At 45.4% G+C, this 21,819-nt stretch carries 24 protein-coding genes; 10 read left to right on the top strand and 14 right to left on the bottom strand.

Annotation, left to right across the window (positions count from 1 at the left end; translation table 11 throughout):
* Nucleotides 1-129: 129 nt before the first annotated feature.
* The 3 genes from FXO21_RS10280 to FXO21_RS10270 all read left to right on the top strand — a co-directional run bounded on the left by FXO21_RS10280 (nucleotide 130) and on the right by FXO21_RS10270 (nucleotide 1,945).
* Nucleotides 130-564: a MarR family winged helix-turn-helix transcriptional regulator gene (locus FXO21_RS10280; protein ID WP_149640002.1), complete on the top strand. Its 435-nt coding sequence runs from the start codon at nucleotides 130-132 to the stop codon at nucleotides 562-564.
* 194 nt (nucleotides 565-758) lie between these two features.
* Nucleotides 759-1,490: an SIMPL domain-containing protein gene (locus tag FXO21_RS10275; RefSeq protein WP_149640001.1), complete on the top strand. Its 732-nt coding sequence runs from the start codon at nucleotides 759-761 to the stop codon at nucleotides 1,488-1,490.
* A 125-nt stretch (nucleotides 1,491-1,615) separates the two neighbouring features.
* On the top strand, nucleotides 1,616-1,945 hold the full coding sequence (locus FXO21_RS10270) for a YtxH domain-containing protein (RefSeq protein ID WP_149640000.1): 330 nt from the start codon (nucleotides 1,616-1,618) through the stop codon (nucleotides 1,943-1,945).
* 32 nt (nucleotides 1,946-1,977) lie between these two features.
* Here the strand turns inward: FXO21_RS10270 and nudK are convergent, their stop codons facing one another.
* Nucleotides 1,978-2,583: a GDP-mannose pyrophosphatase NudK gene (gene nudK, locus FXO21_RS10265; RefSeq protein ID WP_149639999.1), complete on the bottom strand. Its 606-nt coding sequence runs from the start codon at nucleotides 2,581-2,583 to the stop codon at nucleotides 1,978-1,980.
* Nucleotides 2,584-2,712: 129 nt separating this feature from the next.
* Between nudK and FXO21_RS10260 the strand changes: the two genes are divergently transcribed.
* Entirely contained in the window at nucleotides 2,713-3,222 is a 510-nt protein-coding gene (locus tag FXO21_RS10260) for a cupin domain-containing protein (protein WP_149639998.1), read from the top strand.
* Nucleotides 3,223-3,227: 5 nt separating this feature from the next.
* On the opposite strand, the gene FXO21_RS10255 is transcribed toward FXO21_RS10260, so the two are convergent.
* Nucleotides 3,228-4,574, bottom strand: a complete 1,347-nt coding sequence (locus tag FXO21_RS10255; RefSeq protein WP_149639997.1) for a hypothetical protein — start codon at nucleotides 4,572-4,574, stop codon at nucleotides 3,228-3,230.
* 107 nt (nucleotides 4,575-4,681) lie between these two features.
* Entirely contained in the window at nucleotides 4,682-6,448 is a 1,767-nt protein-coding gene (gene ggt / locus FXO21_RS10250; RefSeq protein WP_149639996.1) for a gamma-glutamyltransferase, read from the bottom strand.
* 127 nt (nucleotides 6,449-6,575) lie between these two features.
* Here ggt and FXO21_RS10245 point away from each other — a divergent pair, with 127 nt between their 5' ends.
* The gene (locus tag FXO21_RS10245; protein WP_192579202.1) at nucleotides 6,576-7,817 is read left to right on the top strand and encodes an ABC transporter permease; all 1,242 of its coding nucleotides are present in this window, start codon (nucleotides 6,576-6,578) and stop codon (nucleotides 7,815-7,817) included.
* Between the two features lie 61 nt (nucleotides 7,818-7,878).
* Nucleotides 7,879-8,325, top strand: coding sequence for a hypothetical protein (locus tag FXO21_RS10240; RefSeq protein WP_149639995.1), 447 nt, complete (start codon nucleotides 7,879-7,881; stop codon nucleotides 8,323-8,325).
* Between the two features lie 6 nt (nucleotides 8,326-8,331).
* Here the strand turns inward: FXO21_RS10240 and FXO21_RS10235 are convergent, their stop codons facing one another.
* Both FXO21_RS10235 and FXO21_RS10230 read right to left on the bottom strand, forming a co-directional pair.
* Nucleotides 8,332-8,664: a translation initiation factor gene (locus FXO21_RS10235; RefSeq protein ID WP_149639994.1), complete on the bottom strand. Its 333-nt coding sequence runs from the start codon at nucleotides 8,662-8,664 to the stop codon at nucleotides 8,332-8,334.
* A gap of 32 nt (nucleotides 8,665-8,696) precedes the next feature.
* On the bottom strand, nucleotides 8,697-9,572 hold the full coding sequence (locus FXO21_RS10230; protein ID WP_149639993.1) for a diacylglycerol/lipid kinase family protein: 876 nt from the start codon (nucleotides 9,570-9,572) through the stop codon (nucleotides 8,697-8,699).
* A gap of 228 nt (nucleotides 9,573-9,800) precedes the next feature.
* Here FXO21_RS10230 and FXO21_RS10225 point away from each other — a divergent pair, with 228 nt between their 5' ends.
* The gene (locus FXO21_RS10225) at nucleotides 9,801-10,235 is read left to right on the top strand and encodes a YybH family protein (RefSeq protein WP_149639992.1); all 435 of its coding nucleotides are present in this window, start codon (nucleotides 9,801-9,803) and stop codon (nucleotides 10,233-10,235) included.
* Nucleotides 10,236-10,285: 50 nt separating this feature from the next.
* On the opposite strand, the gene FXO21_RS10220 is transcribed toward FXO21_RS10225, so the two are convergent.
* On the bottom strand, nucleotides 10,286-10,768 hold the full coding sequence (locus tag FXO21_RS10220) for a lipocalin-like domain-containing protein (RefSeq protein WP_149639991.1): 483 nt from the start codon (nucleotides 10,766-10,768) through the stop codon (nucleotides 10,286-10,288).
* 109 nt (nucleotides 10,769-10,877) lie between these two features.
* Nucleotides 10,878-11,864 carry a methylmalonyl Co-A mutase-associated GTPase MeaB gene (gene meaB / locus FXO21_RS10215; RefSeq protein ID WP_149639990.1) on the bottom strand — a complete coding sequence of 329 codons (987 nt, stop codon included), beginning with the start codon at nucleotides 11,862-11,864 and terminating at the stop codon, nucleotides 10,878-10,880.
* A 133-nt stretch (nucleotides 11,865-11,997) separates the two neighbouring features.
* On the opposite strand from meaB, the gene FXO21_RS10210 reads away from it, so the two are divergent.
* Nucleotides 11,998-13,992, top strand: a complete 1,995-nt coding sequence (locus FXO21_RS10210) for a M1 family metallopeptidase (RefSeq protein ID WP_149639989.1) — start codon at nucleotides 11,998-12,000, stop codon at nucleotides 13,990-13,992.
* A gap of 70 nt (nucleotides 13,993-14,062) precedes the next feature.
* Here FXO21_RS10210 and FXO21_RS10205 read toward each other — a convergent pair whose 3' ends face one another.
* From FXO21_RS10205 to yihA, 5 genes are all read right to left on the bottom strand, one after another.
* On the bottom strand, nucleotides 14,063-15,007 hold the full coding sequence (locus FXO21_RS10205) for a 3-oxoacyl-ACP synthase III family protein (RefSeq protein WP_149639988.1): 945 nt from the start codon (nucleotides 15,005-15,007) through the stop codon (nucleotides 14,063-14,065).
* A gap of 132 nt (nucleotides 15,008-15,139) precedes the next feature.
* Nucleotides 15,140-16,264 (bottom strand): glycosyltransferase, encoded by a 1,125-nt coding sequence (locus FXO21_RS10200; protein WP_149639987.1) that lies wholly within the window; start codon nucleotides 16,262-16,264, stop codon nucleotides 15,140-15,142.
* Nucleotides 16,261-16,920 (bottom strand): deoxyribose-phosphate aldolase, encoded by a 660-nt coding sequence (gene deoC, locus FXO21_RS10195; protein ID WP_149639986.1) that lies wholly within the window; start codon nucleotides 16,918-16,920, stop codon nucleotides 16,261-16,263. Before deoC ends, FXO21_RS10200 begins: the two co-directional genes overlap by 4 nt.
* A 66-nt stretch (nucleotides 16,921-16,986) precedes the next feature.
* Complete coding sequence (locus FXO21_RS10190) at nucleotides 16,987-17,511, bottom strand: DUF5606 family protein (RefSeq protein WP_149639985.1); 525 nt, start codon at nucleotides 17,509-17,511, stop codon at nucleotides 16,987-16,989.
* A 94-nt stretch (nucleotides 17,512-17,605) separates the two neighbouring features.
* The gene (gene yihA, locus FXO21_RS10185) at nucleotides 17,606-18,220 is read right to left on the bottom strand and encodes a ribosome biogenesis GTP-binding protein YihA/YsxC (protein WP_149639984.1); all 615 of its coding nucleotides are present in this window, start codon (nucleotides 18,218-18,220) and stop codon (nucleotides 17,606-17,608) included.
* 153 nt (nucleotides 18,221-18,373) lie between these two features.
* Between yihA and FXO21_RS10180 the strand changes: the two genes are divergently transcribed.
* Nucleotides 18,374-18,838, top strand: a complete 465-nt coding sequence (locus FXO21_RS10180) for a thioredoxin family protein (RefSeq protein WP_149639983.1) — start codon at nucleotides 18,374-18,376, stop codon at nucleotides 18,836-18,838.
* A 74-nt stretch (nucleotides 18,839-18,912) separates the two neighbouring features.
* On the opposite strand, the gene gmd is transcribed toward FXO21_RS10180, so the two are convergent.
* Nucleotides 18,913-20,025 carry a GDP-mannose 4,6-dehydratase gene (gmd, locus tag FXO21_RS10175; RefSeq protein WP_149639982.1) on the bottom strand — a complete coding sequence of 371 codons (1,113 nt, stop codon included), beginning with the start codon at nucleotides 20,023-20,025 and terminating at the stop codon, nucleotides 18,913-18,915.
* 56 nt (nucleotides 20,026-20,081) lie between these two features.
* Nucleotides 20,082-20,705, bottom strand: coding sequence for an SPOR domain-containing protein (locus FXO21_RS10170; protein WP_149639981.1), 624 nt, complete (start codon nucleotides 20,703-20,705; stop codon nucleotides 20,082-20,084).
* 54 nt (nucleotides 20,706-20,759) lie between these two features.
* On the opposite strand from FXO21_RS10170, the gene murB reads away from it, so the two are divergent.
* The gene (gene murB, locus FXO21_RS10165) at nucleotides 20,760-21,776 is read left to right on the top strand and encodes a UDP-N-acetylmuramate dehydrogenase (RefSeq protein WP_149639980.1); all 1,017 of its coding nucleotides are present in this window, start codon (nucleotides 20,760-20,762) and stop codon (nucleotides 21,774-21,776) included.
* Nucleotides 21,777-21,819: the final 43 nt, after the last annotated feature.

Genomic DNA, 21,819 nt, shown 5'->3' with positions numbered 1-21,819 from the left:
TTGGCAGGCAATAAGTCGAGGACCAATGGTAAGAATGATTGATTTTTTGCTGCAATAATTAGTAGACGAATTGTTAGCTGGACTTATAAACTCTGGTATATACTCAATAGCTAAACTTCAACTTTCCACATGACACATCATTCGGATCATCGGGCCTATTTTTTTAAAATAGACACGACTATCAAAAAGATTCGTAACGCCTTACAGAAACAATTAACAGAAGCAGGTTTTGATCTGACAGTAGATCAGTGGGTATTGATTGACCATATATTTCGAAAACAGGGAATCAGTCAGAACGAACTGGCTGAAATGACTTTTAAAGATCCGCCGACTGTAACGCGGATCATCGATCTGCTGGAAAAAAAGGGGCTTGTGGAACGCGGACCTGCCGCCGGTGACCGCAGAAAATTTAACCTCTTTCTTACCAAAAATGGTGAGTCCTGTTACAACAAGGCATTTCCGATCGTAGCTGATATTCGCAGAAAAGGCTGGGGCAGTCTTAATGATTCTGACTATCAACATTTTGTGCGTATTATGGACTCGATTTACCAGAATTTTACCTGAGCTGCGCCCGCGTGATTTTGTAAGTGGAAGACCAATGTAGCATATTGTCTTCCATTTTTTATTGTTAAGAATTGCAAACGGCCTTAAACCTTCGCTTGTGCTTTTGCATCTAACCTTCGTTGAAACGTTTAGCTGCTTCGTCACGTTAAATAGCTCAACACAGTTTTTTCCAATCATTTTTCTTTAATAAAGCCATGAAAAAAGCATTTTTTTCAAGTTTTCTTTTCGCCGCTGCAGCATTGTCTCCGGCATTTTCACAGGTTAAATCCGAACAACTTATGCAGGTTCCGAATATAGAAGTAGCCGGCTTTGCAGAGATGGAAGTTGTGCCCGACGAGATATATTTCAGCATCTCACTTCGGGAGTATTATACGGACGAAAAAAATCAGAAGGATAAGGTCAATATCAGTACGTTGGAAAAACAACTGATCAAGGCTGTGGCCGACGCCGGCCTGCCGAAAGAAAGCCTGTCGATCAGCGGAGTGGGTGGTTATCAGAATTACGTTGATAAAAAGAAAAAACCCGCGACTTTCCTTGAAAACAAACAGTATGAGCTGAAAGTGGCGAGCCCCGAAAAGCTTGACGGAATTTTGTCCAAAGTGGAAAGCCGTGGTGTACAATATGCCAATGTCGCCCGCGTAGACCATTCTAAAAAGGAGGAGTTTAAGAAACAGGTAAAAATCGACGCGCTGAAAGCAGCCAAAACCAAAGCTGAATATCTGGTTGCGTCACTGGATCAAAAGCTGGGCAAAGTGCTTGAAATAAAAGAACTGGACGAAAACCTGTATTTTCCGCAGCCTGTCTTCGCAAAGGCAAACGTCCGCGCATTTGCGGCCGAGTCGGCCGATGCCGTGACAGATAGCGAGGTGCAATACCAGAAGATCAAGATAAGCTACCGGATGCAGGCGGCTTTTGAAATTAAATAGAGATATATCCATGCCCGCATCGATGCGGGCATAATTTTTTGATATAAAACGCATCGATAGGGCAAGCCTCTTGGGATTAAAGGAATGGTTGTTTAAATTCAAGCTAAACTAAGTAACTGGAAATCATGGGCATCAATTCAAAACATCTGGCCACATTCATTCTGGGCGCCGCGGCGGGAGTCGCTGCTCACAAGTATCTTCAGACGGAAGAAGGAGAGAAGCTTCTGGAAGATCTGAAGACAAAAGCGAATAGCCTGAAAGCGGAGGCCGAAGGCGCATTTGATAAAGCTCCTGAATACTTCGAAGAGCTGAAAACTAAAGGCTCAGAAACATTGAAAGGCAATTTCCCGGACGTGGAAACCTTTTTGAAGGATCTGTACGAAAAGTTTGTTGGTAACAAGGGAACAGGTTCCTCAACTACGGAAGTAACGCCAACACCAGATCCTATTTCCTAGGTTTTTTGAAAATGATATGAGCAGATTGTCGGTCAGAATTGATCTTCAGTCTGCTTTTCTTTTATCAGATGATGTATTTGCGCGTATTGCAATAGCATGATCGTTTTAGCGTCCCGTATTTCCCCGCGTGCCAGCATTGCCTGAGCTTCGGTGAATGGAATTTCCATCACTTCAATATTTTCCTGCTCGGTATCGCAGCCGCCGCCGTTACTTACCTTCATATCGTCGGAGTATTCCGCGACAAAGAAATAGAGAATCTCTGTCACGGAGCCCGGAGACATGTATGCTTCGAAGATTTTTTTGACAGACGTAAGTTTATAGCCGGTTTCTTCCTCTGTTTCTCTTCGTATGCAATCTTCCGCATTGTCGCGGTCGAGGAGTCCGGCGCATGCTTCAATCAGCATTCCATTTGTATTTCCATTGGTGTAAGTAGGCAGTCTAAACTGTCTTGTTAATACAACCGTCTGCTTTTCAGTATTATACAGTAATATAGTCGCCCCATTCCCTCTATCGTAAGCTTCCCGGCTCTGGCGTTCCCACTGCCCATCGGCGCGCTGGTAGTCGAAAGTATATTTTCTAAGCGTGTACCAGTTATCTGATAATATCTCTTCGTTTACAATTTTTACGTTGCTATTCATAATGATTATTTTTGATCATTTAAGATTAAATTTGATCAAATGTACGAAAATGCGGCAGTTGCTTATAATATCTTTCATAAAAGTTTATTTATCGGAGATCAGCCTTAAATTGAAATCTAATTTGCAGCTATGAAACCAGCGAAGTATTGGATTGACAAGTACGGATTGCTGCCTCATCCCGAGGGAGGGTATTACGCAGAGACTTATAGGGCTGCGGAAACGATTGATCCGCAGGGTTTGCCCATCCGTTTTAACGGCGCCCGCTCTTTTTCAACTGGCATTTATTTTCTGTTGGAAAGCCATCATTTTTCTGCATTTCACAGGATCCAATCGGATGAAATGTGGCATTTCTATGCAGGAGAAGCGCTTGAAATTTTTGTAATTGATCCAGAAACGAGGGAGCTTGAAATTATCAGATTAGGCAATAATCCTGATAAAGGCGAGGCTTTTCAGGCGGTTGTACCTGCTGGAAAGTGGTTTGGCTCGCGACCTGCGAAAGGAAGTAGCTATGCCTTGGTTGGCTGTACCGTGGCGCCGGGTTTCGATTTCCAGGATTTTGAAATGGCCGAAAGAGAAGCATTAAAAGCAGAATTCCCCGAATTCAGCGGGCTGATCGGGGAATTGACAAGAATAAGCTAGCTATATTATTTTACTTTCAGCTTCGACCAGTAAGGCTGCGTTTCGAAGCGATTGGTATAAATGCCTGTAACTGCATATTCGCCTGCTGGAAGGTCTGCCGGAATTGTGTACTGTCCGAGGGCAAAACTTCTTCCAGCGACTGCCCAGTCATAAACGACCAGTTTAGGAGCCAGGTCTACTGTTTTGCCCGGCGATCTCAGTCGCAGCCGCGGTAATCTGTTTACATCAAAGTTCGTATCCGCCGATCCGAATGTGAGCGGCAGTGATTTTGCGTAAAAAACATCGCCCTTGCTAAAAGACAAGGGTTCTACATTCCGGTCAAGTGCCTTATTTACATCACCTTTCCAGATTGTTTCCAGACAATCGGTTTCAAAATTGGAAATTTGTATACTGATCTTGCCCAGCAGGGTCTCTTTTTCATAAAAGGAAGCCAAGTAAGAACCCTGGGGTAAGTTGGCCGGAATTTTGTCAAGCGTCAGCATTTGTGCATCTTCAACCTTAGCTGCGACGCTAACAGGTGCGGCGAGGAAGTCACTGGAAATTTTAACGGTATATTTTTCCTGAGGCAGAAAATAGCCACCTGCAGCTTTGAGTGTGTCTTTGTAACTATACTGGAATTTATATGAGGGCGTGGCGTATAAGTTAGGAACTCCACGCGTGAACTTGATTCCTTCAAATACAACAGGGGTTTGATTGAAAAACTTAAACTCCATAGTCAGCGGATCGTTCGTGATCAGTTCCTCCGTTGCACCCAGATACAGCGGCGTTGTCAGGGAGTAGTAGCTGCTTTCCATGAAAAATCCCGTTTTTTTGTTGGAGATCTTTACTATAGGCCCCAGTTGCTCAACAGAAGAAGGAATGCTGCCGACTTTCGCAGTAAAACGAAGCGGTAAATTGGCCCCGGATGCATTGATTGGAATCTCTTTTTGCAAAAGCTCTATCTGAGGCGTTCCGGAAAAATTGAAGTATACATTAAAATAAAACCATTTCTTGTCGCTTTTGTCCCTCAGTTGGAAACGCAGTGGCGGAGTGCCTTTGTATGCATGTAAAATAACATTTCCATTGATAGGTTTGTCCAAACTGTCGACCAGCACGATATCCTGCTGCATTGACAATATCACCTCGGCTTCCTCCGCATTGTAGGTATCGGGCAGGTTAACGTAAAAACTGTTACTGACAGAATCAAAGCTTACCTCTTCAACGCCCGTGACACGCAGGGATTTCAGAAATTCAGCAGCCTTGGCGTCTCCCGTAGATCCCGGCTCAGGCACAACATCCAGCTTGTCACGTTCTTTTTTACAAGCAGCAAGGGATGTGATGAGTAATAGAAATATATAAACAAACTTTTTCATGGCGGATGGGGGCATTTACAAACGGTTACTTGCCCACTCGAAGTTAAGTTCTTTTACAGGAAAAATACAAATAGTTGTATCTTAAATCTCAGCAACCCGGGCCAATTTCAATACCCGACTGCTGTGTCGTCTCCCCTGGGATCTGAGCCGCCTTCCAGTGTTCCGTCGGGCAATACCAGAATGCAATCCATCCGCCCGATCGTATTGCGCTGCTGTTCCAGCCTGTAGCCTTTATCCTGCAGTTTCTTGATAGAGGCAGCCGAGAATGCGTTTGCTTCAAAGGTGGTTACATCCGGCAGCCATTGATGATGAAATTTCAATGCATTCACTGACTGTTGCATGGTCATTCCATGTTCCAATACATTTAATATGGTCTGATAAACCGATGTAATGATCGTCGAGCCGCCGGGTGTACCCACGACCATCAGCAGCTTCCCATCTTTTTCAATAATAGTGGGCGTCATGGAAGAAAGCATTCTTTTACCCGGCGCAATGGCATTGGCTTTATTACCAATCAGTCCGTACATATTTGGTGCACCGGCTTTGATACTGAAATCATCCATTTCATTATTCATGAAAAAGCCTCCGCCTTTGATAACCACCCGGCTTCCGTAGCCGCCGTTCAATGTGGTAGTGAGGGATACTGCATTTCCTTCTTTATCGACGACTGAAAAGTGAGTTGTTTCCAGGCTCTCATAACCCGGCAATGTGCCTCCGCCGACATTCTTACTGTCAGTAGCTTTGCTCCAGTCAAAATCCGTCCATCTTTTCGCGAGATAATCCCTGCTCATGAGTGTTTCCTGCGGGACTTTTACAAAGTCAGGATCGCCGAGAAATTTGGCACGGTCGGCGTATACCCTGCGTTCCGCTTCGATCATCACCTGTATCGTCGAGTCGCTATGCCACCCCCATTTTCGGAGCGGGTAAGATTCGGTGAGCCGCATAAGCTGGATCAATGCTATACCGCCGCTGGAAGGAGGCGCCATGGTAATTATTTTGTAATCCTTATAATTCTCAGAAATGGCCTCACGCCATTGAGCGTGATAGTCGGCGAGGTCGTTTTTGCTGATGATACCTTCTCCATTTTGATTAATATCCTTTACAATAAGCCTGGCGACTTTCCCTTTATAAAATCCGTCCCGCCCCTTTTTCTGGATTCTTTTCAAAACCTTCCCCAGATCCTTTTGTATTAAAATATCACCCTCGGCCCAATCTTTACCAGACGGGTTGAGAAAGTATTTGGTGCCAGGATTCAATCTTTCGACATCTTTTTTTACCGCATTCAATCCTCTCGCCTCACGCTGCGTTTGCACTACTCCCTTCATGGCCAGGTCTATCGCAGGCTGCAATAGCTGCTTCCATGGCAGCTTTCCATATTTCGCATGCGCTTCCGCCATTCCTGCTACTGATCCGGGAACACCCGACGCCAGCCGGCCTAGTGTACTTGCATTGGGGATAATGTTTTTTTCCTTGTCGAGATACATATCCGCGTGGCCCTTTTCTGGGGCTTTTTCCCGGAAATCAATACTGAAACTCTTTCCGGTTTTGTCGCGTAATACCAAAAATCCGCCGCCACCCAGGTTACCCGCCGAAGGATGCACCACAGCCAGCGCAAATTGAACCGCCACCGCAGCGTCTACGGCATTTCCACCAGCTTTCAGAATTTCTACACCCACTTTCGAAGCTTCGGGATGCGCCGATGCAACCATGCCATTCTGAGCGATTACTCCTTTCCGGTCGCTGAAAAATGATTTTTGATTGGGGTCATCGGACAAAAACTGGTAAAAGCCGGTCGTTTCCTGAACAGGTTTCTGGGCTGAAACAAGGCTTGGAAGATATAAGCAACAGATGGAAAGCAGGTAGCGTAAATGCATATAGGTGTGGTAAGGTTAGATTGTAATTTATTAAATCAAGCCGTTTTTCTTACCTTTTGTACCAATTTATTTCAACGCCAGCGACCTAACTGCTAACTTTTGATCTGAATTTGTCCCCATCGTGATTATGAAATTTTTACGACAAGTATTAGAGAGTTTCAGATTTGCCTGGCAGGCTTTAAAATCAAATATCACAAGAACGATTCTGTCTTTACTTGGTGTTACCGTCGGCATTTTCGCAATCGTCGCGGTTTTCACCATTGTGGATTCACTCGAAAGGAGCATTAAGGACAGCCTCAGCTTCATAGGTGACAAAGTAATCTATGTGCAAAAATGGCCGTGGGGTTTTGGCGGGGAATATCAGTGGTGGAAATATTTCCAGTGGCCAGAGCCTACTTATGCGGAATATAAATATCTGTATGAAAACCTGGAAAGCGCAAGTGCCGTGGCTGTAATGGATTTCAAAGGAAATACGACACTCAAAAACGGCTCAAACAGTATTACAGCGCAGATCCAGGGCGTCTCTTACGAATACAATCAAATCTCTGATATCCCGATCGAAACCGGTCGCTACTTTATCCCGCTGGAAACCAATAATGCGCGAAATGTGGCGGTCGTGGGAGCGGATATTGCTTCCGCGCTTTATCCAGGGCAGGATCCTGTTGGTAAACCATTCAAATTGGCCGGCAATAAATTCACCATAGTAGGTGTGCAGGTCAAAAAAGGAGAGAGTCTCGTCGACTTTGGCGGAAGTCCTGATAAAAATTGCATTATCCCCTTTGCGTCCTTTTCCAAACTGTTTCAATCGGGAAGACGTAGCGCGGACATTGTTGTGAAAGGATTTCCCGAAGATGAAGGAATGCAGGAAGTGGAGGCAGAGATTACCGGTTTGATGCGCACAAAAAGGGGAATAAAGCCCAGGGACGGGAATAACTTTTCACTCAATCGCCCCGAAGCTGCGGCGCAGGCAATCGCAGGGTTATTCGCTGTGCTCACGATCGCGGGCTGGGTGATAGGTAGCTTTTCGATATTGGTAGGAGGTTTTGGAATCGCCAATATCATGTTTGTGTCGGTTAAAGAACGGACAAACCTGATCGGAATTCAGAAATCTCTTGGCGCCAAAAACTATTCGATCCTTTTCCAATTCCTGTTTGAAGCGGTAATGCTAAGTCTGGTTGGCGGGATGGTGGGTATTTTCCTGGTATACCTTTTGTCATTTATGCCGATGGGGTCGCTAGAAATTTTGCTGACACCCGGTAATATCCTGCTCGGGCTGGCTGTATCCAGTATTATCGGCGTTTTATCAGGAATTATCCCGGCAATGCTCGCAGCGAGGATGGACCCTGTTATTGCAATCAGGGCAAAATAGTAGGAAAAATGAAACGCTTTTCCGAAGTTAGCTCACAACATAAACACTGAATTTCACAGCTATGCGTAAATGGGTCATATTTGCCATCTTTCTGGCTATCGTTTTTGGAATACTCTATTATCTTACATTTGGCTATTACAGCGAGGGCAAACGGGGCGGCTTTATTACCAAGCTCAGCAATAAAGGATATTTGTTCAAAACTTATGAAGGCGAATTAAGAATGGGCGGTCTTTACGAAGGCGACGGCACCATGAATTCCTCAGAATGGGTTTTTTCTGTGAGCGGAAAAAATAAAGACGCAATCAGCAAGCTGGAAGAAGCGATCAAGAACGGGCAAAGGGTTTCTCTAACCTATGAAGAGAAATTCTTCACGTTGCCCTGGAATGGCGATACCAAATATTTCGTCACCAACGTGGAAGTCCTCGAAAACATGCGGCAGCCACTGAATCAGGCTCCTGCTGCTCCGCTGCCAGCCCCAACCGAAATTGATACCAACGAAGTACTTTAAGCCGGACTAACCTCCGGCTTTTTTTGCTTTATAGTTTTTGCTGGTCAGCCACGTAATTACTTTGTCGCGGTGGTCACCCTGGATCTGTACTTCATGATCTTTTACAGTCCCACCACTCCCGCAAAGGTTTTTAAGCAATTTGCCCAATACTTCCAGATCCGAATTTTTGCCCACAAAACCTTTAATAACGGTACTCACCTTACCACCGCCTTTGCGTTCCAGCCATACACGCAGGTCCTGCTGCTGAGGAGGCAAAGTCTCCGCTTCATCATCGGAATCGCTAAACTCGAAATCGGGATTGGTCGAGTAAATGATCCCGGAACGGTCTTTCTTTGACATTTGATATGAATTTCTTGGTTAACGACGTGAATTTAAACAATCACCCTCAGACTTTCCGGTTTGATCTTTACTTCGATCCGGGTAGTGATCAGTTGTAATGGTTCGCCATCATAATGGATCATCGGTGGAAAATCCGTATCGATCACGGCCGATTCTGCACTTTGGTAATCAATAAAACGGGAGACTTTCATTTGTTTGGTAAAAAGCTGATACGCGAGCGAAGTGCCATACCATTTCGGAAAGGGCCTGATCGTGCAGATATCGAGTTTTCCGTCTTGCAGACTGGCCTGTGGGGCTACCCAGGCATTATTCCCAAACTGTCCTGCATTGGCGAATGAGATGGAAAATGCATCTGTTTTAACGCCGTTAAGCCTGAATGTCTGCGGTTTGTAAGCCCAGTACGACCGAAACGATACATTCACGTAGGAGGCAAGTCCGCGGATTTTCTGTTTGCTGAAAAGATGGCCAACATAGGCATCAAAACCCATTCCGGCGGTACAGAAAAAAGGAATATCATTGAGCGTGGCGCTATCGATGGTGATCGGGGAGCCTGTGAAAAGGGTAATAAGGGATTTGTCAAGTGCAATAGGAATGCCCAAATGTCTCGCCAGGCCGTTTCCCGAACCAAGCGGGATAATGCCGACAGGCGTATCCGTACCTACAAGTGGTTGCGCGATTTCATTGATCGTCCCGTCCCCGCCCACGGCTACAACCGCTTTCCAGTCTTTCCTTCCAAGATTTTCAGTTACAAGTTGAGTCGCATGTCCGCGTTCCTGCGTGAACAGGATTTCGGTATCACAGCCATACTTTTCAGCGGTTGCGCAAATTCTGTCGACAATATAGCCGGTCCTTTTTCCGGTGGAGGTTCCCGAATTGGGATTTAATATAAAAAGGTAAGATCCAGGCACTGGTCAGGCGAAGAAAAGGAATAAAACGAGGAGGAAAACGACAATGAAGAGGTAGTAAAGCCCATCGATGAATGGATACTTCTGCCGGTCCATTTTTTTGAACAAGTCATCAAACTTTCCCATTTTTTGCTGGCTCATTGATTTGATACGCAGTAAGGTCTTTGGCCGATCAAATCTTTCATTATATTGAATATCCGAAGAACCGTTTTACAAAAATCCGCAAAAAATATGAGAAACTGGCTTTTTACTCTATTCCTCGTGACTGCTTCCATCCTCGTTCAAGCCCAATCGGGAAAAGATAAGGAGGAGATTTTCGCCATTCTCGACCGCCAGGTTTCCGACTGGAACCAGGGCGATATTAAATCTTTCATGAATGGATACTGGGAATCGGATTCGCTGATGTTTGTGGGTAAAAGCGGGATTACCTACGGTTATAAACCCACTTATGAAGGCTACCTGAAACGCTACCCCGATCGTGCGACAATGGGCAAACTGAAATTTACATATCTCAATTTTTCATTCCCCGGCCCGGGCGTCGCGTTTGTGGTCGGTAAATTTCACCTGACCCGGCCAGAGAAGGGCGATCTCGAGGGGCACTATACATTGCTTTGGAAGAAAATCAATGGAAAATGGGTGGTGGTTTGCGACCATACCAGCGGATAAAAAAACAGCCGGACAAGTTGCCCGGCTGTGAGAACGCTTTGTTCAAAAGATTAGATGCGCTTGAGATATAATACTGCATTCACCGGTGGCTTAGTAGCATCAAGTTCGGTATTGACTACCACGTTAAGGTCTGTCGCATTCTGAGTGATTTTCAGATCCTGGCTCCTATTTTTATCCGATAAAGTTAGTTTGTCACCACTAACCTTCCATTTGGCCTCTGCTCCAACTGGTACAATTGACTCGATCGCAGCTACAGCAATCGGGCAATCAGCCGTGGAAATGGTATTGTTAGCATTGAAAGTCAATTTTAGATTATAAATGCAATCGACAAATGATATAACCTTTTCCAAATCGGGAATGGGAGTTCCGACTGTTTCCGGCTTGATTTCTTTCAATTGCCAGGTGCCGACGATCGGATTGTTATCAACAGGTTCGGGATCGGGTTCCTTTTCGTCTTTACAAGCTGCGGCAAAGACCGTCAGGGATACGATTGCAAAATAAAGAAGCCGGGTAAGGTAGTGAGGGATTTTCATCAGATGATAGTAAAAAGTTGAGCTTGTTTTTGTTATACGTGAATACGAACGTTCAAACGTAGTTCAAAAATGCATTTACCACAAATTTTCAGGATACATCTGGGATAATTTATATTTTGAAAAGCATGTTCAGCAGTATCTGCGCTGCCTCTGCCGGTAGCATCTTACCTTCACCTACTTTCGCTTCCACATTAGGCAGCAGTTTTCTTACTTCCTTATTTTGGTAAAACAAGTCATTCAAATTTTGCCGGATGAGCTCGTGCATCCAGTCTACCTGCTGCGCTGCGCGGTTTTGAGTGAAAAATCCGTTCGCCACGGTATTTTTAAAATAGTCCTGCACAACTTCCCAAACTTCCCGAATACCCTTATTTTCAAGTGCCGAGCAGGCAAGTACCTGCACCAATGTGCCTGATGGATCTCCCGGAGCCAGATGTAATGCATTTTGAAAGGTAGCTACCGCTTGTGCGGCTTCCTCTGCAAAAAGCCCGTCGGCTTTGTTGACAACGACCGCATTGGCCATTTCGACGATCCCCTTTTTAATCCCCTGAAGTTCGTCCCCTGCACGTGGAAGTGCCAGCAGCAGAAAAAAGTCGGTCATTCCTTTCACTATTATTTCCGACTGGCCCACACCCACCGTTTCAATCAGTATCACCTCATAACCGGCGGCTTCGCATAACAACATTGCCTCGCGCGTGTTACGGGCGACCCCGCCCAGTGAAAGCCCGGTCGCGGAGGGTCTGATAAATGCGATTGGGCTTTTAACCAGCTCCTCCATGCGCGTTTTATCCCCAAGAATGCTACCGGCTGACTTACTGCTTGTCGGGTCCACCGCAAGTACCGCTACTTTTTTGTTGATACCTGTGAGGTACATTCCCAAAGCTTCGATAAAAGTGCTTTTTCCCACACCCGGGATACCGGTGATACCAATTCTGAGCGAATTCCCGGAATGCGGCAGGATACCATTCAAAATGGCCTGCGCAAGCTGCTTGTCCTCCGCAAGCCTGCTTTCTATCACGGTAATCGCCCGACTAAGGACCACCCTGTCGCCTGCCAGGATTCCATCAATATAAGTATCAGAAGAAAGGCGCTCGCGCATAATTTTTGATTGAAAACCGGCCGGATTTTGTGCCGGGTTTAGTCCCGTAAAAATCAAACTTTTTATCCGTAAAAAGGCTAAAAGATGTATATTGCTCGTTTACAATCCTATATTTTCCAATTTAATTATCAGAATGAAAATTTCGATGTATCGTTTGGGCTTGCTGGCAATATGCAGCCTGGGCTTTTTTAATACGATTGCGCAAGAGGCTGGAAAGGGGGCGTATGATGCGCATGTGCTGTTTCACCCGCTATTCAATTTTCAGCCCGGAAACGAATACCGCACCGGCAGTGGTGCTCCGGGGCCAAAATATTGGCAGAATAAAGCCGATTACAAGATCAATGTAGCGCTCGACGAGGCCAAAGGGATCGTATCAGGCGATATTGAACTCACCTACAAAAATAACAGCCCGGAAAGTCTGAGTTTTATCTGGCTTCAACTGGATCAGAATGCATTCGGCAGTCATTCAAGAGGTGCGAAAACGACACCAGTAACTGGCGGCAGGTTTGGTAATGCCGGGTTTGACGGGGGCGATTCAATTACAACAGTTTCCGTTCAGCAAGGAAAAGACAAGTTTGTAGAAGCCGATTACAAGATCACCGATACCCGCATGCAGATCCGCCTGGCTAACCCTGTGAAGCCGAATGGTGATGTAATTAAAATCAAAATTGCCTATTCTTTCAAAATTCCGGAATACGGTTCTGATCGCATGGGAACGTTGGAAACTAAGAACGGGATCGTTTATGAAATGGCCCAGTGGTACCCAAGGGTGGCTGTTTTCGATGATATCGAAGGCTGGAACCTGTTGCCTTACCTGGGCGCTGGCGAGTTTTACCTCGAATACGGTGACTTTGAATATAATGTAACTGTTCCCTGGGACCATATCGTAGTGGGATCGGGGGAGTTGCTTAACCCGGGCGATGTATTGACTGCGGAGCAAAGACAGAGGCTGGCCAATGCAGCAAAAAGCGACCAGACCGTGATGATCCGCTCAGCGGAAGAGGTTGCAAACCCCAACTCGCGTCCAAAACAATCTGGTACATTAACCTGGCGTTTCCGTTGCCAGCAGGCGCGCGATATCGCGTGGGCTACATCAAAAGCGTTTGTGTGGGATGCCGCCAAAATGAATTTGCCAAAAGGAAAAACTGCTCTGGCCCAGTCGGTATACCCGGCTGAGGATGGCGGACTGGAAGGTTGGGGACGGTCTACCGAATATGTGAAGGGGTGTATCGAGTTTTATTCAAATTACATCCATGAATATACTTACCCGGTGGCCACCAACGTGGCGGGTATTGTGGGTGGAATGGAATATCCGGGGATCGTGTTTTGCAGCAGCAAAAGCCGCAAGGATGATCTCTGGGGGGTAACGGACCACGAATTCGGGCATAATTGGTTCCCGATGATCGTAGGTAACAACGAGCGGAAATATGCGTGGATGGATGAAGGTTTCAATACTTTTATCAACTTCCTGTCTGCGGATAATTTCAATAACGGAGAATACAAAACGACCCAGATGAATGATATGCACAGGCTCGCACCAATCATTTTCAGGCCCAAAGCAGACCCGATTATGACAACGCCGGACGTGATACAGGCAACAAACCTGGGTTGGGAAGCATATTATAAGCCTGCCCTGGGATTAAAAATGCTGCGCGAGCAGGTATTGGGTAAAGAGCGGTTTGATTATGCATTCCATCAGTATGTCCAGCGCTGGGCATTCAAGCACCCGACGCCCTATGATTTTTTCCGGACGATGGAAGATGCAGCAGGCGAGGATCTGGGCTGGTTCTGGAAAGGCTGGTTTTTTGAAAACTATAAACTGGACCAGGCCGTGAAGGATGTCAAATATGTAGAGCAAAACCCGCAAAAGGGTTCATTCATCACAATTGAAAACCTGAATCAATGGGCAATGCCCGTGAAAGTAGATATCGAAGAAGTAAGCGGCAAAAAAACGAGGGTAGAGCTGCCGGTTGAGATCTGGCAGAGAGGCGGAAGCTGGACTTTTAAAGCCGCTACCGACCAGCCTATCCGGTCGGTTACGATAGATCCGGAGCGCGGTTTGCCGGATATGAATCCTTCCAATAATGTTTGGAAACCAGTGATGTATACGGAACCGGAGGTAAACTAATATCAAGAGTGTAATAAAAAAGCTTCCGGCTGGACAGGTTGTCCGGCCGGAAGCTTTTTTATTTAATAACTCAAATGGTCACAAGCATTGCGCCGTAAGAGTAGCCACCTCCAAATACGGTAATTACAATGTTCTCTCCTTTTTTAAATTTATCTTTATTCTCCGAAAGCGCGATCGCACAGCCTGCGCAGCCCGTATTGCCAAGGTATTGAATATTGGAAATCAACTTTTCAACAGGAATGCCGAGTGTATTGATCACATTCAGGCTGATCCTGTGGTTGGCCTGGTGCGGGATCAGATAATCCAGGTCGTCGATAGAAAGTCCGCATGCATGCAGTACCTGCTGGCTCACTTTGGGCATATATACGCAGGCATTCTGAAAAACGTCCCGCCCGAAAGGCATGATGACACCCCGGTCATTGGGCCTCAAAACCACAGCCTCGATCGCCTTACCGCTTGTTGCGGCTCCTCCCGTGATGATTTTCTTAATCTGCATGTCAGAGTCTGTCTGCCTTTCTTTTGAGATTAGAAGGGCAGAAGCGCCGTCACCCCAAAGGTGGCCCGACACCGTATCCATTTCATTGTAGTAGGCAGTATTGTGATCAGAGACCACAACCAACGCTTTGGAAGCTTTGCCGAGCGCGAAATAGCCTTCAACGATCTCGATCGCATTCAAAAGGGAAGAACAGGCAGAGGAGATACTTACAACAGGAATATCAGGAATCTGAAGCTGATGCTGTACCGCATGTGCGAGCGTAACTATGGTGTCGTATGGTGTGTAAGTAGCCCCGACGATAAGATCTATCTCATTTTTGCTGTAAGGGATACTTTCAAGTAAGGATTCAACCGCGCTTATTGCCATGGTGGAAGTATTTTCTTCCGGGGATGCCTTACGTCTTTCTGAAATTCCGGTGCGTTCTACAATCCACTCGTGGGACAGATTGTTAATATTTGTAAAATATTCATTACCAATAACTTCGCTTGGCAAATAATGACTAACTGTATTAATATACATGATTGAGAAGTTGACTCCGCAAACTACAATTCTTTTTAATTCCGAAAGTTAAATATTTCATAGAAATCGTAGCACTAAATATTTGAACAATTCAATAATAAATTTATAAAATTATAATAGACAGGGTACTTACTAAATTACATTCACTGGGGATACAATTGACGCATAAAAAGCCAGTAATTTTTCGCACTCAGTCTGCCAGTTATAATAGTTTTCCACGCACGCACGCCCCCGCTTCCCCATTTCCGATCGCTCTTTTTCATTTTCAATCAGGAAAACCAGCTTTTCGAGCAATAGTTTACTGTTGTATGGACAAATACAAAAACCGGATTGAGAAGGTTCTACAATTTCCCGGTAGGAAGGGAAATCTGAGGTAATAACAGGCAATTTTAATGCCATGTATTCAAATAGCTTGGTGGTATAGGAATCCGGATAATCTCCTACAGGTTTCAGCAGCGCTATCCCGGCTATGCAGCCGGAAGCATTTCGAAATGCAATGCGCTGGTCGCTGTAACCATAAAATGTCAGATTTTCGCGGATGTGGTTGAAACCTGGCAAGGTTGAAATGATTTTGTCGCTGATCCTGACCGGCCCGAAGAGATGGAGGTGAAAATACGGATATCTGATTTTGAGCTCAGAAAATGCGGCTACCATCACATCGAAGGACCTTTCGATTGATATGACCCCGGTATAAAAAAACTCCGGCACCATCATTTTTTTAGGGGTATCTGTAAAGCTGTCTATCAGCTGAAGTTTTGCGAAATTTTGAATAATTGAAAATGGATATTTCATCTCGCTATATTCATTCAAATATGCTTTTTCAGTAAAAATAAGCCTGAATTTCTGCCGGGCAAGATCATCGAAATACCGAAAAAGCTTTTTGAAAAGCGCTCCGTTATTGTAGGTTTTGATACTGAATTTCTTGTAAAGGTTTTCCTGCACTTCATAAACAATCTTTATTCCAAAACATTGGAGCACGAGCGCAACAGGAATAAGTTCGGGGACGAAAATATGCACCATGTCAGGTCTTAGAACCAGGCATTTCCAAAGTACCGCAGGGTGAGAAACCAATATGCGGGGAAGCAGTTTTTTGAAGAACGGAACCGGATAACTTTTGAAAGTATTCCCGGAGATTTTTGGGGCACCGGGCGTCACACAAATCACCTCATATTTTTCGGCTAATGCCGGTGCAATTTTGTAAAAAATCCGTGGGTCGGTAGGCGGATGTACAGTGCTCAGCAGCAGGATACGCTTCATATGATGCCCAGAATGGCGGGACCCTGCGAGGTTCCGATCCGCTCGGCACCAGCTTCAATCATCGCTTTTGCCTGTGCGGCAGTCTTAATACCCCCCGAGGCTTTGATTTTAACATGCGGAGGCAAAATTTCCCGCATGACCTTCACAATTCCTGCATCGGCTCCAGCGGTAGCAAATCCAGTAGACGTTTTTACAAAATCGGCGCTGGCTTCCGCGCAGATTTCACAGGCTGTGTATAATTCGAAAGTATCGAGATATGCGGTTTCTATGATGACCTTAATTAACGCGCCCGAGCTGTGGGCAATTTGCGTGAGCTGTTGTATCTCCTCGCGCACGCTCAGGTATGCCATCGATTTGAAGCGGGAAAGGTTCATGACCACGTCCAGTTCAGTGGCACCGTCTTTCAATGCGGTTTCTGCTTCGGAGATCTTGGTAGAAGTAACCGAGTATCCAAGCGGAAAGCCGATCACGGTAGCGATTTCAATCTTTACCGGACAAAACTCCATCATTTCCACTACATAAGGAACATAGGAAGGCGCTATGCAAATGGCTTTAAACTGCATTTTCCAGGCCTCTTCGCAAATCTTCCTGATGTCCGTTTCGCTGGCAACGGGGCTCAACAACGTGTGGTCGATATAGGTGGAAAGTGCGTTCATGGGTTGGCGCGGTAAAAAAAGAAAACCCCGCCGTTGTGACAGGGTTCTCCATGTGATTTTGCCTGATCAGGCTTTGCTTTTCTCTTTTTTAGCAGGTTTTTTTTCTGCTGCTTCTGCTTCCTCTTTCACCTCTTCTACCGCAGCTTCTGGCTCTTTTTCAGAAACGACAAAAAGCTCGGGCAGGTATTTGGAAAGTAAGTTATACCAGGTTATAATTTTCTTGATATCAGATACATACACTTTCGACCGATCAAAATCAGGCAGGATTTTAGCCAGGAATTCGATCAACTCTTTATCCGAAGAAGTTTTCACAGGCAGCGCTACCTGCTCGCCATGCGCCTCGCGTATATTGGTAAAAACTTCCTCTAGTGGCACCGACTCCTGCTCGCCTTCTGTAAAAATAGAAACGTCTTTCAGAACAGAAACCCGGGCAGTGGGGCCGATCAGCGTTTTTTCACGTTTTTCATCCAGGCTTTCAACAATTACCCCGGCACGACTGGGTTTGAGAATACGGAACAGTCCGCCCTTACCTGAAACATTTGCTATTTCCTTCAACAGCTCCATTCCTGTAGACTCTACTTTTTCACTCATCCTTTTTTCTATTTGATATTTCTGATTTGAATATGGCGTACTCAGACTTACTATTTTCCGGCAAAATAACGCAAAGATACCTCGCGAAACAACCTCAGCTTTTTTGTGAATTCTGAAACGCCTTATTGTAAGCCTCTATTGTTTGTAAAATGGGATCCCTTCCCTCATTTTTTTCTGCTGAGGTGACGAACATCGGCGGAATTTCTTCCCAAATATCTGCAAGTTTCTTTTTGTAAGCTTCTACCTGTGTGATGACCTGGCCTGGCTTAAGCTTGTCTGCTTTGGTAAAAATGATATGAAATGGAATACCTGCTTCTCCCAGCTGCGCCATAAATTCCAGGTCGACGGCCAGCGCACTATGCCTCACGTCGATTAAAACAAACGTACAGATCAGGTTAGGCCGGTTGTACAGGTAATCATTGATCATTTTCTCCCATTTTTCCCGCTCGGTTTTGGCGACTTTGGCATAGCCATAACCCGGTAAATCGACAAGGTACCAGATTTCATTGACGATAAAATGATTGATCAGCTGCGTCTTGCCTGGCTGCTGGGAGGTTTTGGCCAAAGCTTTTTTGCCTGTCAGCATATTGATCAGCGACGATTTGCCCACATTGGACCGGCCAATGAATGCATACTCAGGCAAAACAGGATCAGGGCATTTCATATAATCCGAATTGCTCATCACATACCTTGCATCCTGAACTTTCATACGATTTCTATGTTAATGAAGCTGCAAAGGTACTTTTTTTAGAGTCAAAACATTATGTATGAAAATGTGACCTGTTGTGCATGTAATTTTGTAAAATAAGTGGGGCGCGTATTTTCGTTATTAGATACTATAAAAGTAAACACATTAAAAAGAATGAGAAATCTTAAAAAACTAGGTTTGCTACTCACTGTTCTGGCATTGACATACTCGGTCGCCCGCGCCGAAAATGGAGAGAAGGACGGGAAAGCAGAAAAGGGGATCCAATTTACAGAGGCGTCCTGGGCTGCCATACTGAAAAAGGCCAAGGCGGAAAATAAGATGATTTTCTTTGACGCTTACACAACCTGGTGCGGACCATGCAAACTGCTCCAGAAGAATGTATTTACGCGCGACGATGTCGCCGAGGTTTTTAACCAAAAATTTATCAATGTAAAATTTGATATGGAAAGCGGCGAGGGACCTGCACTGGCTGAAAAATATAAACTTGAAGTCTATCCTACTTTGTTCTTTATCGATCCGAAAGGGAAAGTTGTGAGAACTGTTAAGGGCTATACCAAACCGGAAGATCTGATTAAAATCGGTAAATCGATTGGCAAGCCTGGTAAGGCGGTCATTTAAATGATGTAAAATAGATAAAAGAAGGCCCGGAAGCAATCAGCTGCCGGGCCTTCTTATTTGGGTCAAACGTATTCTTATTCGTAATAGTTTGGAACACGGTGGCCGCTGCTTTCCAGCAATCTGTCCTTTTTGAACAGTGTCAAATCGGCAGTTACCATGTCATTTACCAATGCTTTCAGGTCATATTTCGGTTTCCAGCCCAGCTTGGTCATCGATTTGGTCGGATCTCCAATCAGCAGCTCTACTTCCGTCGGGCGGAAATAGCGTGGGTCAACAGCAACTACTTCTCTGCCCGCTTCGATCTGGAAGTCCGGATTGTTGCATTTTACGACCTTCGCAGTTTCACCAGCGCCTTCGCCTGAGAATTCTACTTCAATTCCTACTTCCTCAAATGCCATTCTGACAAAATCGCGGATGCGGGTAGTAATACCGGTCGCGATCACGAAGTCTTCGGGGGTATCCTGTTGCAGGATCAGCCACATTGCTTCTACGAAATCTTTGGCGTGGCCCCAGTCGCGCTGCGCGTCCAGGTTACCCAGGTATACCTTATCCTGCAAGCCCAATGCGATACGTGCTACTGCGCGGGTGATTTTTCTGGTCACGAAAGTCTCCCCTCTCAAGGGCGATTCGTGGTTGAAAAGGATACCATTTACAGCAAACATATCGTAAGCTTCGCGGTAATTCACCGTGATCCAGTAACCGTATAATTTAGCTACTGCATAAGGTGAACGCGGGTAAAATGGTGTTGTTTCAGACTGCGGAACGGCCTGTACCAATCCGTAAAGCTCTGAAGTAGATGCCTGGTAGATCTTTGTTTTTTTGGTCAATCCCAGCAGACGAACTGCTTCGAGAATTCGCAAAGTACCGATTCCGTCCACATTGGCAGTATATTCCGGTTCTTCAAAGCTTACCTGCACGTGCGACATCGCGCCCAGGTTATATATTTCGTCAGGCTGTACTTCCTGGATGATCCGGATGATGTTCGTTGAGTCGCTGAGGTCACCGTAATGCAGGTGGAAACGCACGTTTTTTTCGTGCGGGTCTTCATAAATATGGTCGATCCGCTGAGTATTGAACAAAGAGCTGCGGCGTTTGATACCATGCACCTCATATCCTTTGCTCAAAAGGAGCTCAGCAAGATAGGCTCCATCCTGACCGGTAATCCCGGTAATTAATGCTTTTTTCATTAGGCCTTACTAAAATGAATAAATGGACAAAAAATCCGGGTTAAAAATAAAATGGCTTAGTTTCTCTCAGCAGTTGGATTTACCATCAAACTTCTTTTGATGTCGACGCGGTCCGCAAGGATTACTGCTGATGCATATTGTTCTCTGATCAAATCAAGATAATGCTCTGCGTCACTTCTGTACATGAAATCGCCAACCTTTACGCGATAGGTCGGCTGAGAATAAGAAACGTATGGATTGAGGTCGGGGAATGTCTGGTAAATAAAGGTTTTGGCGCCGTCAGCTTCCTGCCGCACATTGCCCACATAAATCTGTATCCTGAAACCATTAATGTAACGGACCGACTTGTTATGTTTTGATATGGTGTCCAATGCCGCTTCCAGTTTTTTGTTGACATAAAGCGGCTTGTCTACGTCTGCTTTTGGAGTGGTAATTGTCTTGGGAGACGCTTCTGTTTCCGGTTTGTCAAACACAGGCTCTACATATTCATAGCGTGGCCGGACTGCTGACAGATCCTCCCTGTACTCCGCATTGGTTGAGCTGACGACTGTCTTTTTAGCACAGCCGGAAACAACCAGGATGCCGAGTTGCAATATCAATAAGCAATTCTTTTTCAGCTTCATATAGCCAATAATGGTTACTGAACCTGCAAACTTAAGCAAAAAAGGATGAATCGCCATACCACTTAGTTTTGAATGTAATACCTAACTTTACCTTCGTTATTCACATTATCAATGCAAATTCAAGCCAATTACCCGCTTCGCAATTACAATACTTTCGGCCTCGAGTCGACGGCGAGCTATTTTGCGGAGGTTACCTCTTTAACGGAATTAAAGTCAATTCTGACTGACCCGGAGTGGAAACAAAAGCCAAAATTTATTCTCGGCGGCGGCAGTAATATTTTATTTACCCAAAATATAGACGCACTGGTAATTCACCCGCAGCTAACAGGAATTGAGAAGATAAGCGAAGATGAAACCTATATCCGGCTGAAAGTCGGCGGCGGCGAAAGCTGGCATGCATTCGTGATGTACTGTGTGGATCACGGATACGCGGGCGTGGAAAATCTCTCCCTGATTCCGGGAAGCGTAGGCGCCGCGCCTATGCAAAATATTGGCGCTTATGGTGTTGAGGTAAAAAATGTCATTGAATCTGTTGAAGCGGTATCAATAGAATCTGGAGAAACGCGGTTATTTTCGAAAGAAGAATGCCGCTTTGGGTACCGGGAGAGCATTTTTAAAAAGGAAGCAAAAGGCCAATATATTATCACGGGCGTCACTTTCATTTTATCTAAAAAGCCAGGTCTTAACGTAGGATACGGCGATGTGCAGAAAACGCTGCTCGAAATGAATGTGACGGATCCGACCATCCGCGATGTGAGTGAGGCGATCATGCAGATCCGGCGAAGCAAACTTCCCGATCCGGCAAAAATCGGCAATGCCGGCAGTTTTTTCAAAAACCCGGAAATTTCGGCTGCAGTGTTTGAAAAATTGAAAAAGAGTTATTCCCAACTCCCTGGTTATCCCGTTAACGATGAAGTTATGAAGGTACCGGCGGGCTGGCTGATCGAGCAGGCAGGCTGGAAAGGGTACCGGCAGGGAAATGTTGGTGTCCACGAAAAGCAGGCGCTGGTACTGGTCAATTACGGAGGTGGGACCGGTCACGAAATCAAAGCATTGTCTGAGCGTATTCAAGACTCTGTAAAGACTAAATTTGGGATCGCCTTAAACGCGGAGGTTAATTTCATTTGATCTATGAATTCAAGAAAACTGTACGTTTCAATATTTCTAGCTT

This window comes from Dyadobacter sp. UC 10, from assembly GCF_008369915.1.
Lineage (GTDB): Bacteria > Bacteroidota > Bacteroidia > Cytophagales > Spirosomataceae > Dyadobacter.
Note: the sequence above shows the minus strand (reverse complement) of the source record. Positions and strands in the feature narration are given on the sequence as shown.